Source organism: Collimonas fungivorans (genome assembly GCF_001584145.1).
Classification (GTDB): Bacteria; Pseudomonadota; Gammaproteobacteria; order Burkholderiales; family Burkholderiaceae_D; genus Collimonas; species Collimonas fungivorans.
Map to the genome: position 1 here is coordinate 2,705,583 of NZ_CP013232.1, position 14,852 is coordinate 2,720,434.

Consider the following 14,852-nt stretch of genomic DNA (forward strand, 5'->3'; position numbering starts at 1 on the left):
AACCGGGGAGTGGAAGCAGGGTCTTTGTGCTGCGGCGCAATAACTGATTGTAAAACCGGATTTTTCCTACATACGGGCGCACCCCATAGTTATTAAGATTGGACATACAGTGAAGCTGACCGGCGCTGCCGGGAAAACTGGCTTCCTTCAACTCTGACGAATGGCGGGAATACATGATGAAACTTCAAGACGAACAATGGCAAGAGCTGGAACCCTTGTTGCTGGGGAAACAGAGCGATCCTGGCGTCAACGCAAAGAACAATCGCCTGTTTATCGACGCCGTGCTGTGGATCGTGACGCGGAATTCGGCATGGCGCAATTTGCCGCGCGAGTTCGGCAACTGGACTGCCACTTACATGCGCTTCCGGCGCTGGAACGAAAGCGACTTCTGGCGCCAGCTGAAACAAAGCGACATCCAGGCGCCAGGCCTGGCTCAGCTACTGGAACAGATCGTCCATTACGGCGACCTGTACACGCGCCGCATCGAGCAGCGCCAGCAACGGAAAATCTCCCGTACCGCATACAAGGCGACGCTGGCTCCGGTCAAAGCGGCGGCCGCCAGGCAGCAAGCCTTGGCGCCAGGCGAGTCGACCTCGCACTGGGTTCATCTGGTGGCGCCGGGCTGACTTGGACATTTCCCCGCGCTGCGCTACAGTAGCGGCATGACAATACCGCTTTCAGACCTGGAAAAAATTGCCGCTCTTACCCTGGAGCATTACAATCAGCGCGCCGACGATTTCCGTGAGGGCACCCGCGATCACGATGTCAGCCAGAATATCGCGGCGCTGCTGCGCCATATCCAGGGCACGCCGCCATTCGCCATCCTCGACGTCGGCTGCGGCCCCGGGCGCGATCTGCGCACGTTCAGCAAGCTCGGCCACATCGCCACAGGCGTCGAAGGCGCCGCCCGTTTCGTCGAGATGGCGCGCGCAGACAGCGGTTGCGAGGTATGGCAGCAGGATTTCCTCCAGCTCGATTTTCCCGACAGCCGTTTCGACGGCGTCTTCGCCAATGCGGCGCTGTTTCACATTCCCAGCCAGGAACTGCCGCGCGTGCTGCGCCAGTTCCATGCCACGCTGAAGCCGGGCGGCGTGCTGTTCAGTTCCAATCCGCGCGGCGGCAATGAAGAAGGGTGGAACCGCGGACGCTACGGCGCCTACCATGACCTCGATGCCTGGCGCGGTTTCATGACCGACGCCGGTTTTGCCGAACTCGAACACTACTATCGTCCCGAAGGACTGCCGCGCGACCAGCAGCCATGGCTGGCCAGCGTCTGGCGCAAGCAGGACCGATAGGTTCGCCGCGCCATGGGCCGGAATGCTCAGCCGGTGCTGATATCCCACTTACGAATATTTGATTGTATGCGGAAGATATGGGCCCGCTTAAATTGATATTCCTACGCAATAAAAATCATTGTGCAACGTCTCTGAATAAAAGCCCGTTGAGTTCGGGCTTTGAGGTGAAAGCAAGGAGCCGATTTCAGGTGAGCCCAAACGTTTTCCTGATGCCTGCCCCAACCGGGCCTGCAGGCATGAAGCGGCGCAGTTTGGCCAAAAGAGAGGCCTCGCCTTTAGGCGTACGGCGCATCTTCCACACGTCCAAAGCGGCATCGACAATCGTGCTGGCGACGCCATCGGGTGCCGGTGCTTTTTGGACATTTTTTTGAATTGCCAGGGAAGCCACGCTGCGCTCATCGTCATAGGCTGAAAGTCGGGAAGCCGCATGGGGTGCATTGAGATCCAAATTGGTCTTGGTGAAGGAAGGCTCGACCAGCACCACGCGGATTCCGAACTTGCGCACCTCATGATCCAAGGTCTCAGACATCCCCTCAACGGCATGCTTGGATGCCGAATAGAGCCCCATGTACGGAGCCGGAAGGAAGCCCAGCACCGAACTGATGTTGACGATTCTTCCAGAACGTTGCGCGCGCATGTGCGGCAGTACCGCTTGTGTTGTACGCAGGATGCCAAAAACATTGGTATCGAACAGCGACTGAGCCTCGGCAATCGACGTTTCTTCCGTCGAGCCGAGCAGGGTCACGCCTGCACTATTGACAAGCACGTCAATGCGCTTGGCCTCAGCGATGATGGCCTGTATTCCATGTTGCACTGACGCTTCGTCGCGGATATCCATTTCGACCAGTACAACACCGGGTATTGCCTGTGCTTTTGTAATACTGCGTACGGTGCCGAATACTCGGCAACCACGCTTGGTAAACCTCTCTGCGGTTGCGCGCCCGATGCCTGATGACACGCCGGTAATAACGACTACTTTAGAATTCGACATAACAGTTCCTTTTGCATGGGTGAATTGGGATGGGCGGCAGTTCAGCTTTGCGAATGGACTGGCTTGATCTTGAACCATATGGAATACATCGCCGGCAAGAACACGAGGGTCAGAATCGTCCCTGCCAATGTGCCGCCGATCAGCGTGTAGGCGAGGGTACCCCAGAACACTGAATGGGTAAGCGGGATGAAGGCCAAGATCGCCGCCAGTGCGGTCAAGACCACCGGTCGGGAACGCTGCACAGTTGCCTCGACAACCGCATGGAAAGGACTCAGTCCCGCCTGTTCGTTGTGGCGGATTTGCCCGATCAGAATCAGCGTGTTGCGCATCAGGATGCCCGACAATGCAATCAGGCCGACCAGCGCATTGATGCCGAATGGCTGCTGGAACAGAATCAAGGTTGGCACCACACCGATCAGCCCCAACGGGCTGGTCAGGAAGACCATCACCATCGCGGAGATCGAGCGCACCTGGAAGATGATGATGAGCAGGGTTACTGCCAGCATGATGGGGAATAGCGGCAACATTGCTTTCGTCGCTTTTCCTGACTCTTCGATGGAGCCGGCCTGCTCAATGTGGTAGCCGCCAGGCAGCTTGTCCATGATAGGCTGGAGCTTCTGGGTGATGGCTGCCGACACGTCCGGCGGTTGCAAGCCATCGGCGATGTCGCCCCGTACGGTGATCGTCGGCATGCGGTCGCGGCGGCGCATGATCGGTTCCTCCATGCGCACGTCGACCTTACCCACCTGCGACAGCGGGATGCGTTGCCCATTGGCGCCAGCTAGCGTGAAGTCCGCGATCTTGGCCAGGTCGAGCCGGCTGTCGCCAGCCGAACGGGCCGTGACTTGCACCGTGCGAATGTCCTCACGTACGGCGGTGACAGGCACTCCACTCAGCAAGAATTGCAGTTGCTGCGCCACGGCGCTGGAGGTCAGCCCGACGGTCTGCAATCGGTCTTGCTGCAAGTTGAAGTGCAGCATAGGCGTGCGCGTGCCCCAGTCAGCGTTGACCGTACGCATCATCGGACTGGCATCCATGACCCGTTGCACTTCAGCCGCGATACTGCGTAGCTTGTCCTGGTCCGGGCCAGTGACCCGGTAGGCGACGGGAAACGGCGAGTACGGGCCGAATACGAGCTGTGTGACACGCACGCGCGCCTCAGAGGCGAGGCCCTCGGCGATTGCCTTGCGTAACCGGTTTTTCAATACCTCGCGCTCATCCTGGTTGTCTGTCCGGACCACGATCTTGGCAAACGACGGATCAGGCAATTCTGGTCCCATTGCCAAGTAGAAGCGTGGCGCGCCTTGTCCAACATAAGCCGTGACGATCTTCGCTTCCGGCTGTTTAGCCAACCATGCTTCCACCTTCTCTGTGGCGGCGCTGGTCTGGCCGATCGAGGTGCCGTAGGGCATCTGCACCTCGACCAGCACTTCGGGGCGGTCGGAGATCGGGAAGAATTGCTTCTTGACCACTGCCATTCCGAGCACGGCCACAATAAAAAGGCCCACTACAGTACCGGCGACCAGCCACTTGCTTGCGATAACCCGTTCCAACACTTGACGGAAGCGGTTATAGCGTGGCGTATCGTAGAGTGCGTCGTGGCCGCCCTCGACTTTTTTGAGATTGGGTAGTAGCTTGACGCCAAGGTAAGGTGTAAATACCACGGCGACCACCCAAGACGCGATCAGTGCGATGCCGACAATCCAGAACATGTTGCTGGTGTATTCACCGGCGGTGGAGCGGGCGAAGCCATTGGGCATGAAGCCGACTGCCGTCACCAGCGTGCCCGACAGCATTGGCGCGGCAGTGTGGCTCCACGCATAGGCAGACGCGGCGATACGGTCGTAGCCTTCCTCCATCTTTACCACCATCATTTCGATGGCGATGATGGCGTCGTCCACAAGCAGGCCCAGCCCCAGGATCAGCGAGCCCAGCGTGATGCGGTCGAAGTTCTTTCCGGTCGCGGCCATCACGATGAAAACTGCCGCCAGCGTCAGCGGCACAGCCGCAGCAACGACGATACCCACACGCCAACCCATGCTCACGAAGCACACCAGCATGACCACCAGCAGCGCGACAAAGAACTTGACCATGAACTCATCGACCGCCGAGCTGATATTGACGGCTTGATCTGTGACCTTGGTCAGGCCCATACCCTGCGGCATATCGGCGTTGATCGCACCGACCTCTTTATCCAGCGCTTTACCCAAGTCTAATCCGTTCCAGCCATCGCGCATGACGATGCCCATCAGCAGCGCGGGTTCGCCGCCGTTGCGGATCATGAAAGTCGCCGGATCCTCATAGCCACGCTTGATCGTGGCGATGTCCGACAGTTTCAATGTGCGACCTTGCGCCACGACCGGCGTATCGCGGATCTTTTGCAATTGATCGAAAGCGCCGTCCAGGCGAATAAACACCTGAGGCCCCTTGGTTTCCACGGAGCCAGCCGGCGTCAGCGCGTTCTGACTATTGAGTGCGGCGAATACTTCCTGCGGGCTGACGCCCAGCGTAGCCAGGCGCTCATGCGAAAACTCGACATAAATGCGCTCAGGCTGCTCGCCAACGATGTTGACCTTCTTTACACCGGGTACGTGCAGCAGCCGCTGGCGCAACGTCTCCGCATCGCGTACAAGCAGGCGTTGTGGTTCCCCCTTGGCCTTGAGTGCGAATAGGGCAAAGGTGACGTCCGCGTATTCGTCGTTGACCATCGGTCCGATCACGCCAGGCGGAAGGTTGCTTGCCTCATCGCTTACTTTCTTTCGGGCTTGGTAAAACTCTCCCTGGACCTCCGAAGGTGGCGTACTGTCGAGCAAGGTCAAGGTGGTGAAGGCCAAGCCAGGTCTTGTGTAGGTCTCGGTACGTTCATACCAGCGCAGCTCCTGCATGCGCTTTTCGATCTTCTCGGCGACCTGGTCCTGCATTTCCTGTGCGGTGGCGCCTGGCCAGGCAGTAACGATAGTCATCACTTTGACCGTGAACGCGGGGTCTTCCGCCCGCCCAAGTTTGAAGAAGGAGATGAACCCGGCCAACGAGATCAGGCAGATCAGAAACAGGGTGACGGAGCGCTCGCGCACGGCGAGCGCCGACAGGTTGAAGCGACCTTCGCTCATGGCCGCACTCCCACGGTTGCGGCGGCGACCTGGTCAGCCACCCGGACCTGCTCGCCTTCATGCAGCAGGTGAGTGCCGAGTGCGACTATTCGGTCACCTGGCTTGAGTTGACCTGCAATGTGCGCACCGTCGTCGTCCAGCCGCTGGACCGCGACCGCCCGCCAGGAAACCTTTGTCGGCTTGCCTTCGATGACCCAGACTCCCGCCCCCTTGCCGGCGTCGAACAGCGAGCCAATCGGTACCCACAAGCCGCCTTGCTCAGCGGGATGTGTGTCCGGGATCTGAACGGTGACCGTTGTGCCTAATGGGGCGCTGGACATCTCCCCATCCAGCACATACCGCGCCTCGAAGGTGCGGGTTAGTCGGTCTGCGGCATCCGAGAGCTGCCTGAGTTTGGTTGGAACGGTAACGCCCTCTTTGCCAAAAAGCGTGGCTTGGCCGACTGAACCGATGGCAGGGCGCAAGGTTTCCGGCAATTGGATGATGGCCTCGCGGTGTCCAGCATGGGCAACACGCACCACGACTTGGCCCGCGTTGACGACTTGACCGGGTTCGACCAGCGTTTCCATGACGACGCCATCGGAATCCGCCACCAGCTCCGTGTATCGGCTCGCGTTGCGAGCAACTTCGGCTTGGGCTTCGGTCGCATTGAGCTGGGCTTTGGCGGTATCTGCGGCAGCCTTGACTTGGTCGTAGGCTGAAGCCGATATCGCGCCGGTTCCGCGCAGGTCGCGGTAGCGAGCTTCATCATCCGCCGTTTGCTGCGCCCGTGCTCGGGCTGCGGCGACCGCTTCTTGCTGAGCATGCGCGGCAAGTTTCAGATCGACAGGGTCGATGCGCATCAGCGGTTGCCCACGCTTAACGGTTTGCCCCGCGTCCACAAGCCTCTCCAATATCTTGCCAGAGACCCGGAAACCAAGATCGCTTTGCACCCGAGCGGCTACGGTTCCGGTGAACGTACGTGATGCGGCGACCGCGCCCTGAATGGTAGCCGCACGTACCAACGGCGCTTCGGTACGTGGATCGGATTGCGGTTTTTCGCCACAAGCGACCAGTGCAAACGGCAATGTAGATAGGGCGGCAGAGAAAACGAGGCGGCGGAGCATAGAAATCCCATAAAGAGCTAAACAGGATTTCTATTTTGAGACTAGTGACTAATTGTGTCAGTAGTCACATAGATATTTGGCATTTATGGCGATAGACTGCGCAACACCAGATTAGATAGTTGTGCCGGGGCATCATCTGCAGAATCAAAGCTATGCTGCAAAAGCAAGGGATTGAGATAGGGGCGAATGACCAAGTAAATCGCCGTCGCCGTTTCATCGAGCGGCGTTTTGCGCTCAAACTCCTCTGTCTCGCGCCCCTGGCGCAGGATGTCCTGCAGCATTGCCTGAATGCGCTCCTCAAAGGCGCGCACCGCCTCCCAGCGCTCGGTGGCAGCCGAGGCGGCAATGTCATAGAGCTTGCGATCTTCAAAAAACAGGCGAAGGCATGACTCGACGCCCGTCTTGAACATGCGCCGGAGTTTCTCTGGCGGACGGTCGACTCCGTCAACGGCTGCTCTGACATCCGTTTCGATCTCGTGCAGACAATTTGCGCAAATCAGTTCGCCAATGGCCTGCTTGGACTCGAAGAACTTATAAATATAGGCTTTGGAAAAGCCAATAGCCTTGGCAAGATCAGAGACGGTGGTCTTTTCGTAGCCGTACAGGCGGAAGTGCTCGGTAGCTGCGACAACAATTTGATCTCGCACTTCGTGATCGACTGGGCCTCGGGCGGGGCCCGGATTAGTGGTTGCTTTGCTCATATTCAACAGCTTACCTCTTCTGCTCGATTTGTACAACGAGTGACTATTTCATGATATAGTCACAGAATAATTTCTCCCTTTCATGTCGCGGAAGATACCCATGCTACTTAAACGAACTCTCTTCACATTAGTCGTCGCCAGTCTTTCAGCGGGTTGCGCTGTCGGGCCAGATTATATTCGGCCCGACACGCCCATGCCAGATCGCTACCTGGGTCAAACGGCGGTTGAGCAACGGCATGCCAACGCCACTGCCGATTTCACTGTGTGGTGGGGAAGCTTTGGCGATCCACAATTGACCCACTTCGTAACGCTTGCGCAGGAGCAGAATTTGGATCTTGCGAAGGCATCCGCTCGCGTCGCTCAGGCGCGCTCAGGACTCGGGGCCGCGAATGCCGCGCTACTGCCTTCAGGTAACATCAATGCCCAGGGGGCACGAGCTTACCAGTCGGTTGAAACGCCATTAGGGCAAGTCTTGAATTCAAGACCCGATTTCGATCGTTACGGCAACGCCTATGAAGCCAACCTCGGCGTAGGCTGGGAACTGGACGTATTCGGCGGCGTGCGTCGCGGACGGGAAGCGGCACTGGCCGAGTATCAGGCTTCGGAGGCTGGCGCGGCGGCGACACGATTGGCGGTGGCGGCGCAGACCGCTGACATCTACATCAGCATCCGCGGACTGCAAACTCGCCTGGACGTTGCTCGCAGGCAGGTACAGACGCAACAGGAACTACTATCAACTATCAATCTGCTTTATGGCAAGGGATTGGCAGCCGAACTTCAAGTGCGGCAGGTCGAGGGTGCGCTCGCTCAGGTGCGGGCATCGGTACCGGTCCTCGAAACAGGGCTGGATACAGCCATGAATGCGCTGGACGTGATGCTGGGCACAGCGCCCGGTACGCACCGGGAGGAGCTGGCTAATGCAGCCGTTATTCCGATTGCCCCCCAGATCGCATCAACCGGATCACCGCGTGATTTGCTCAGGCGCCGGCCCGATCTGATCGTGGCCGAACGTCGTCTGGCTGCGTCGAACGCGCGCATCGGCATGGCAATCGCCGAGTATTACCCCAAGCTCTCCTTTAGCGGACTGATTGGCAGCGCGACATCTTTATCTAGCGGCAACCTGTTCACCGGCGGCGCAAGTCAAGCCGCCGGCGTGCTGGGTCTTCGCTGGCGTCTGTTCGACTTCGGCCGCATCAACGCGCAGATTGACTTGGCCAAAGGGCAGGAAGCCGAGGCGCTAGCCGGTTATCGGCTCGCGGTGCTGCGCGCTACCGAGGACGTGGAAAACGCGTTCTCGGCCTTGGTGAAACGCGAAGATCAGGCCGGCATGCTCACCCAGGGCGTGGCTTCGCTCAGTCGAGCGAGGGGGGCCTCGTTTGCGGCATACCAGAAAGGGGTCGTCAGCCTTATCGAAGTCTTGCAAGCCGATGAGAGCCTGTTACGTGCCTCCGATATGCGAGCGCAAGCGCAAACCGAATCGGCACGCGCGGCGGTCGCGGCATTCAAGGCGCTCGGCGGAGGTTGGCAACCCCAGGAATCCGAAGCTGTAGCAATTAGATAGCGGAGTACACACCAACGAAGACGGAGGACAGCCGCACCCACAAAGGGTCTCGACAGACTATGTTGTCCGTTTTGACTAAATTGAAGAATCGGGGGCGAACCCGGCAGACTTTATTGTTCGTTTTCATTTCTTGAGGTGCGTCGGCTGAGGCAGCTCAAAAAAAGATGAAATCGTCGTTGCAGGAGGGAAGCGCCTGTCCTGTCAGCCAGACCAGGCGCCATAGCGCAAGGGCAGCTGCGAGAATGAATCCGGCAATAATCAGCATGTTCTTTCCTTTTATCGCACACTCGTGCGAAATTGACGTAATAAAAACCGGCATCTAGTGCCGCCATGGGTTTATGCGTGGTAATTGAAGCTGCGGTAGGTAGAGGTCAGCCGTTCATAAGCGCTGCGCACCCTGTCAGGCGCCTTGGGATCGCGCAGGAAACGCGCATCGTGCATCAGGCCGACCATCAGGCTGTAGATCTCGAACGCCAGCTGCTCAGGGTCGGTGTCGGGCCGCAGGTGGCCGGCGTCCAGCGCCTGGATGATGGCGCGCCGCAAGACCCCGCGCCAGCGCAGCACGTTGTGCTGCAGCCGTTCGCGCATGGGCGTGTCGACATCGTCATACTCGAACGCGCCGGCGACATAGATGCAGCCGGTGACATTGCAGGTGCGCGCGATCCAGTTCATCACCAGCGCGTTAAGGCGCGGCAGGCCGCGCGCCTGCGCCATCGCCGGTACGAATACGTCGGCGGAAAAGCGGCGGTCGAATTCGTCCAGCACCGCTTCATGCAAGGCTTCGCGCGAACCGACGCGCGAGAATACGCCGCTTTTGCTGATGCCCAGCCGTTTCGCCACTTCTCCCAGCGACAAACTCTCCAAGCCCTGGGTGGCGACCATATCCAGTGCCGTATCGACGATGGCCGCCAGGGTGAGTTCGCTTTTTTCGGTATGGGTATCCATGCGCTGCAGTTTAGCACTATCGTGCGAAATGTCTAGATTATTTCCTTTGGCAGCGCAGGATTCTTCAAACCGCCGGCATCTTGTGGAAACCGGCGGTCAGGTGCTTCCGGCTGCCAACTGAGTTGCCAGTCTGGCAGCAATCATGCACCTGCGTAAATCGAATCGCCGGCGTCGTGTGTCGCGCTGTCCCGTAATTGCGCACGCAATTGCGCCATTACCCGCTTGTGTTCAGGCATGGCCGGAACGCTGACGGCCGGATAGCTGCTGTCGCTTTCCAGCAGCATGCCCTGGGCCGCAGCGACGGTTACTTCATGCTCGACCTGCGCCCGGGTCTGAGTGGAGACAAAGGGCTGTTCGGCAGGATAGGGGGCTTCGGCAAAAACCGAAGCCGTTGCGGTGAGGGCGAGGATTGCCACTATCGTTTGTATGGTGCGCATGTTCGTTTTCCTAAAGAATGAAGGGGGGCGATAACGTTGGCTGATCCCGCAACCCGGCGCTGCGCGCCTGGTGCGGAGCAGATGTTCGCCATCGCTGACAAGCAGTGTAGGCTTGCGCTTTAGACGATCTCATGACATAAGAATGACAATTTCGTCATGCCAGCCTGGGAACGTCAAACCGGCTGATCTGGAGGAGTGGCAATGGACTGGATTTTCGAGCAGGACAACATCGACTGGGCGGCGCTTTCCCATCTTTACAAGATAGCGCCGCTGGGCGACAAGCATCCGGACGACCTGAAAACGGCGTTTACCAACAGCATGTTCAAGTGCTTCGCATTTGATGGCGGCGTCCTGGCCGGCGCCGGCCGGGCGCTGGCGGACGGCATCGATTGCTCCTATATCTGCGACGTTGCGATACATCCGGATTTCCAGGGACAAGGCCTGGGCAAGGCCATCATCGCCAAATTGAGGGATCTGTCCGCCGGCCACAAGAAAATCATTCTCTACGCAGTGCCAGGCAAGGAAGGGTTCTACAAGAAACTGGGATTCAAGCGCATGAGCACGGCCATGGCGATTTTCAAGAACCAGCAACGAGCGCTTGCCGCCGGCCTGGTCAACGATACTTGAGCCGCGCTTATCCGTGCCGGTGGTCCGGATGCTGGCAGCTGGCGGCATGCTGCTTGCCGTCGTTCCAGGAGGAGCCCAGGATCAAGCTGCAAAAATCGATGCGCTTGTAGCCGGGATCTTTCAGCGCCAGCACATCGGCCTTGACGTTGCCGAAGGTGGTCTGCGGCTTGTGCATTGTGCCTTGGGCGAAGGCGTCGATGATGCCTTGCTTGAAACCGGCCCCGCGCGGATGGGCTCGCACCACCTGGCTGCGCTGCTCTTCGCTGAATTCGTCGTAAGCCATGCCCAGCACATCCATTTCAACGCCGGCAGTCACCAGCGCTACCACCGGTTTCTTGTATTGCGGAATGCCAGGCGTGGTGTGCAGCGCGATCGCATCCCATACCTGTTCTATGTCGTATTCGGCGATGCCGTAGCCGCGCAGGAAATCGCGTGCGGCGTTTGCCCCATCCACTTCAAAACGGTCGTGCTTGCTGCTGTAGCCGTCAACCAGTCCCATGTCATGGAACATGGCGCCGATGTACAGCAGTTCGGGATTGTAGTGCAGCCCTTTGCGGGCGCCGGCCAGCGCGCCAAACAGGAACACGCGGGTGGAATGGTGGAACAGCAGGTCTGACTCGGTGTCGCGCACCAGCTGGGTGGCGGCGCGCGCCATGGCGCTGTCGGGGATGGTGATGCCGGCGATGGTGTTGCTCATTATGTTGCTCATCATGTGCTCCTGGAAGAGGGTTATCTGTCAAGCGACGATGCAGTCCACTGTAAATCCAGGCCGGCTCCGCTACAATGCCAGCCATGCGCTGAACGCGGCCAAGCGTACGGTTTTTCCTGCCAGTGCCCGTCACGACTTGTCAGAGGCGTTTTGAATGCGTACTGTTGCGATTGCGATTTTCCAGGGTGTGCAGGCGCTCGACGTGGCGGGGCCGCTGGACGTCTTCGCCGAAGCCAACGGTTTTCTTGCCGCCGGCGAGGCCTATGCACTGACCCTGGTGAGCGCCAGCCCCGAGCCTGTGCGCGCTTCGAACGGCATGCGCCTGCTGCCGGACAGCACATTCACGGAATCCGGCGGCGACTACGATACCGCCTTGGTCGCCGGCGGCCCGTCCTTGCCGCAGGACGCGCCGGACCAAGACATGACTGCATGGCTGCGCAAGGCGGCCATGCGCAGCCATCGCTACGGCGCCATATGCACCGGCGCTTTTGCCTTGGGCCATGCGGGATTGCTGGATGAGCGCCACGTCACCACTCACTGGCAGAATGCATCGCATCTGGCGCAGCGGTTTCCGCGCGCCCGGGTGGAACTCGATCGCATCTACATCCGCGATGGCAGCCTGGTGACTTCGGCAGGGGTGACTGCCGGCATCGACGTTTCCTTGGCGCTGGTGGCGGAAGATCATGGGCCGCGCCTGGCGCTTGCGGTCGCCAAGCGGCTGGTGGTGGTGGCGCAGCGGCGCGGCGGCCAGTCGCAGTTCAGCCCTTTTCTCAGCGCGCCGGCGGATGAAAGTTCGCCGGTAGCCAAGGTCCAGGCTTATGTCATGGAACATCTCGGAGAAAATTTCACGGTCGCAAAACTGGCGGCAGTGGCCGGCATGAGCGCCCGCAATTTTGCCCGCGTGTTTGTCGAAGTGACGCAGCTTACGCCGCATGAATTTGTCGAGCGCGCACGGGTTGATGCGGCCCGCAATCTGCTGGAGAGCAGCGGCGCGGCGCTGAAGGCGATCGCCTACGATTGCGGTTTCGGCAGCGCCGACCGCATGCGCATCGTGTTCACCAAGCGGCTGGGTGTATCGCCCAGCGAATACCGCACCAGTTTCCGGAAAATATAATGTTTTACCGGCGCCTCAGACCACAAAAAAACCATGGCTGCCGTCGGCCGCCAGCTGCGCCACCAGGCCGTATTCCCAGTCCAGATAGGCCTGCATCGCTGCAACCGGGTTATCGGTGCCTTCATACGGCCGCCGGTAGCGGTCGATGCGCGGCGAGGCCAGTGCAGTCTCGCCCGATTCCAGCGGCAGTCCCGCAGCAATCCAGGCTGCCGTGCCGCCCTTGAGCACAAACACCGGCTTGTCGCTAAGCAGTTGCACATCGCCGGCGGCGTAGCCTGCCAGCAGGCTGCTGCCGCAGGTCAGTACGTAACGTTCGGCGCCGGCTGCCTGCTGCAGTACTTGCGCCAGCTGCGAACGCAAGGCGAAGCGTGCACCGGGGATGTGCTGTTTGACGTAGTTGGCGCTGCTGGTGAAATCGAGCAGCACGGTATCCGCGCCGTCTTGCAGCCATTGCGACAGCTGCTGCGGGGTGACCGGCTCATGCGGTGGCGCCGGCGGCAAAAGCTGCGCGGGATGACCGCTTTCGCCGAAATGCTGCGGCTGCAGGCCGTCCAGCACGTGGACTTCCCAGCCCATCTGCGCCAGCCAGGAAGCCGTCATGTTGGCGCGCACGCCGTCATCGTCCGCCAGCACGATGCGGGCGCCGCGCACCGGCGCCACGTGGTCGGTTTCCTGCACCAGCTGGCCGCCGGGAGCGGAGCTGAAGCCGGGCAGGTGGCCGGCGGCATATTCTTCCGGCGTGCGGACGTCGAAGCGGTAGGTGGTGCGGCCGGTTTCATTGTTCCATTGCGCCAGCGCCGCCAAGTCTGCACGGCCGACCTTGGCCTGATCTGCCACCTGCCGGCTCGATTTGACTGCTTGCAGGTGGTGGCCGCTGCCTTGGGGATCTGTGGAGCGCTCGGAAAAACGTTGCGTCTTGCCGTGTTCCAGCTGCTGTCCTGCCAGGGTCCAGCCTATGGTGCCGTTACGCAAGGCGCTGACCGGATTCGGAATGCCGGCATTGATCAGCGACTGGCTGCCGATGATGCTGCGGGTGCGCCCGGCGCAATTGACGATGACCCGGGTTTCCGGGCGCGGCGCCAGCGCGCGCACGCGCAGCACCAGTTCGGCGCCGGGCACGCTGACGCTGCCGGGGATGCTCATGGTGTTGTATTCATCGTAACGGCGCGCATCAAGCACCACCACATCGGCGTCTGCATCCAGCAAGGCCTTGACTTCCGGCGCCGACAACGACGGCGTGTGGCGTTGCGATTCCACCAGCTCGCCGAAGGCCTTGCTCGGCGCATTGACGTCGCGGAAGATTTCACCGCCGGCGTCGCGCCAGCCTTGCAAGCCGCCGGCCAGCAGGTGTACGGCGCTGTAACCGAGCTGCAGCAAGCGTTGCGCAGCCGGCTGGGCCAGTCCTTCGCCGTCGTCATACACCACAATGACGGTGTCGCGGCGCGGGATGCGAGCGTAGGCTTCCAGTTCGATACGCCCCAGCGGCAGGTTGGCGGCGAACAGCGGATGCGCTTCGGCGAACGGCGCTTCTTCGCGCACGTCGAGCAAGGCCAGTTCCTTGCGCTCCAGCAGTGCGGCATGGATTTGCTGGAAAGAGAGAGTGGCGAAAGTGGTGTATTGGTTGGTGGTCATGTTTTTTTCAATTCGCTGGAACGGTCCCAGATATTCGGTAAATGGGTGTTGGAGTAACCGGAGATGAAGGCCTTGCTGCTGCCGTCCTCGGCGTATACCGAGCGTTGCACTGCGCCGATGTTGGCGCCGTATACATGGATGCTGATCGAGACGCTGTCGGCAAAGGCGTTGCGCACCTGGTGGATATCGCCGGCCTCGGGCGACAGTGTTTCCACCGTGCCCGGCGTCAGCTTGAGCGCCGCGCCTTCTGCCTGCAAGCCGCCGCCGGCGCAGCGCCGGTAGGACTGCGCATACTCGGCGCCGCGCAGCATGCCGATCAGGCCCCATACCGTATGGTCGTGGATCGGCGTTGTCTGTCCAGGGCCCCAGACGAAGCTGACTATCGAAAAGCGCTCGGCCGAATCGGCATGCAGCAGATATTGCTGGTAACGCTCGGGCTGCGGCTGGGCATAGGCATCCGGCAGCCAGTCGTCGACCGCGATCAATTGCTGCAGCAGGGCGCCGCCGTCGTGCAGGACTTGCGCTTGCGGCGGCTTGTTCTCGAGCAGAGCGGCGAATGCGGTGACAAAGTCGCGCAGCCGGCCGGGGTTGTGTGAGCGAAGCATGCTTTTCTTTTCCTGTTTC

General features: G+C 60.2%; 14 protein-coding genes. 5 read left to right on the forward strand and 9 right to left on the reverse strand.

From position 1 onward, the window contains the following. The first annotated feature begins 173 nt into the window (after window positions 1-173). The gene (locus tag CFter6_RS11700; RefSeq protein WP_061540067.1) at window positions 174-626 is read left to right on the forward strand and encodes a transposase; all 453 of its coding nucleotides are present in this window, start codon (window positions 174-176) and stop codon (window positions 624-626) included. A gap of 36 nt (window positions 627-662) precedes the next feature. Continuing rightward, entirely contained in the window at window positions 663-1,295 is a 633-nt protein-coding gene (locus CFter6_RS11705) for a class I SAM-dependent methyltransferase (protein ID WP_061540068.1), read from the forward strand. A gap of 184 nt (window positions 1,296-1,479) precedes the next feature. Here the strand turns inward: CFter6_RS11705 and CFter6_RS11710 are convergent, their stop codons facing one another. The 4 genes from CFter6_RS11710 to CFter6_RS11725 all read right to left on the reverse strand — a co-directional run bounded on the left by CFter6_RS11710 (window position 1,480) and on the right by CFter6_RS11725 (window position 7,203). Then, complete coding sequence (locus CFter6_RS11710; protein WP_061540069.1) at window positions 1,480-2,286, reverse strand: oxidoreductase; 807 nt, start codon at window positions 2,284-2,286, stop codon at window positions 1,480-1,482. A gap of 41 nt (window positions 2,287-2,327) precedes the next feature. Beyond that, window positions 2,328-5,396, reverse strand: a complete 3,069-nt coding sequence (locus tag CFter6_RS11715) for an efflux RND transporter permease subunit (protein ID WP_061540070.1) — start codon at window positions 5,394-5,396, stop codon at window positions 2,328-2,330. Next, window positions 5,393-6,502: an efflux RND transporter periplasmic adaptor subunit gene (locus CFter6_RS11720; RefSeq protein WP_061540071.1), complete on the reverse strand. Its 1,110-nt coding sequence runs from the start codon at window positions 6,500-6,502 to the stop codon at window positions 5,393-5,395. Before CFter6_RS11720 ends, CFter6_RS11715 begins: the two co-directional genes overlap by 4 nt. Before the next feature lie 83 nt (window positions 6,503-6,585). Then, entirely contained in the window at window positions 6,586-7,203 is a 618-nt protein-coding gene (locus tag CFter6_RS11725) for a TetR/AcrR family transcriptional regulator (protein ID WP_061542328.1), read from the reverse strand. Between the two features lie 100 nt (window positions 7,204-7,303). Here CFter6_RS11725 and CFter6_RS11730 point away from each other — a divergent pair, with 100 nt between their 5' ends. Further along, complete coding sequence (locus tag CFter6_RS11730; RefSeq protein ID WP_061542329.1) at window positions 7,304-8,764, forward strand: efflux transporter outer membrane subunit; 1,461 nt, start codon at window positions 7,304-7,306, stop codon at window positions 8,762-8,764. Between the two features lie 336 nt (window positions 8,765-9,100). Here the strand turns inward: CFter6_RS11730 and CFter6_RS11735 are convergent, their stop codons facing one another. Next, entirely contained in the window at window positions 9,101-9,709 is a 609-nt protein-coding gene (locus tag CFter6_RS11735; RefSeq protein WP_061540072.1) for a TetR/AcrR family transcriptional regulator, read from the reverse strand. A gap of 140 nt (window positions 9,710-9,849) precedes the next feature. After that, the gene (locus CFter6_RS11740) at window positions 9,850-10,146 is read right to left on the reverse strand and encodes a DUF4148 domain-containing protein (protein ID WP_061540073.1); all 297 of its coding nucleotides are present in this window, start codon (window positions 10,144-10,146) and stop codon (window positions 9,850-9,852) included. A gap of 201 nt (window positions 10,147-10,347) precedes the next feature. On the opposite strand from CFter6_RS11740, the gene CFter6_RS11745 reads away from it, so the two are divergent. Beyond that, on the forward strand, window positions 10,348-10,773 hold the full coding sequence (locus CFter6_RS11745; RefSeq protein WP_082814718.1) for a GNAT family N-acetyltransferase: 426 nt from the start codon (window positions 10,348-10,350) through the stop codon (window positions 10,771-10,773). A gap of 7 nt (window positions 10,774-10,780) precedes the next feature. Here CFter6_RS11745 and CFter6_RS11750 read toward each other — a convergent pair whose 3' ends face one another. Further along, window positions 10,781-11,470 (reverse strand): HD domain-containing protein, encoded by a 690-nt coding sequence (locus CFter6_RS11750; RefSeq protein WP_061540075.1) that lies wholly within the window; start codon window positions 11,468-11,470, stop codon window positions 10,781-10,783. A 166-nt stretch (window positions 11,471-11,636) separates the two neighbouring features. Between CFter6_RS11750 and CFter6_RS11760 the strand changes: the two genes are divergently transcribed. After that, window positions 11,637-12,596, forward strand: coding sequence for a GlxA family transcriptional regulator (locus CFter6_RS11760; protein ID WP_061540077.1), 960 nt, complete (start codon window positions 11,637-11,639; stop codon window positions 12,594-12,596). Between the two features lie 15 nt (window positions 12,597-12,611). Here CFter6_RS11760 and CFter6_RS11765 read toward each other — a convergent pair whose 3' ends face one another. Both CFter6_RS11765 and CFter6_RS11770 read right to left on the reverse strand, forming a co-directional pair. Next, window positions 12,612-14,228 carry a rhodanese-related sulfurtransferase gene (locus tag CFter6_RS11765; protein WP_061540078.1) on the reverse strand — a complete coding sequence of 539 codons (1,617 nt, stop codon included), beginning with the start codon at window positions 14,226-14,228 and terminating at the stop codon, window positions 12,612-12,614. After that, on the reverse strand, window positions 14,225-14,833 hold the full coding sequence (locus tag CFter6_RS11770) for a cysteine dioxygenase family protein (protein ID WP_061542330.1): 609 nt from the start codon (window positions 14,831-14,833) through the stop codon (window positions 14,225-14,227). The genes CFter6_RS11765 and CFter6_RS11770 overlap by 4 nt, the downstream gene beginning before the upstream one ends. Window positions 14,834-14,852 lie beyond the last annotated feature (19 nt).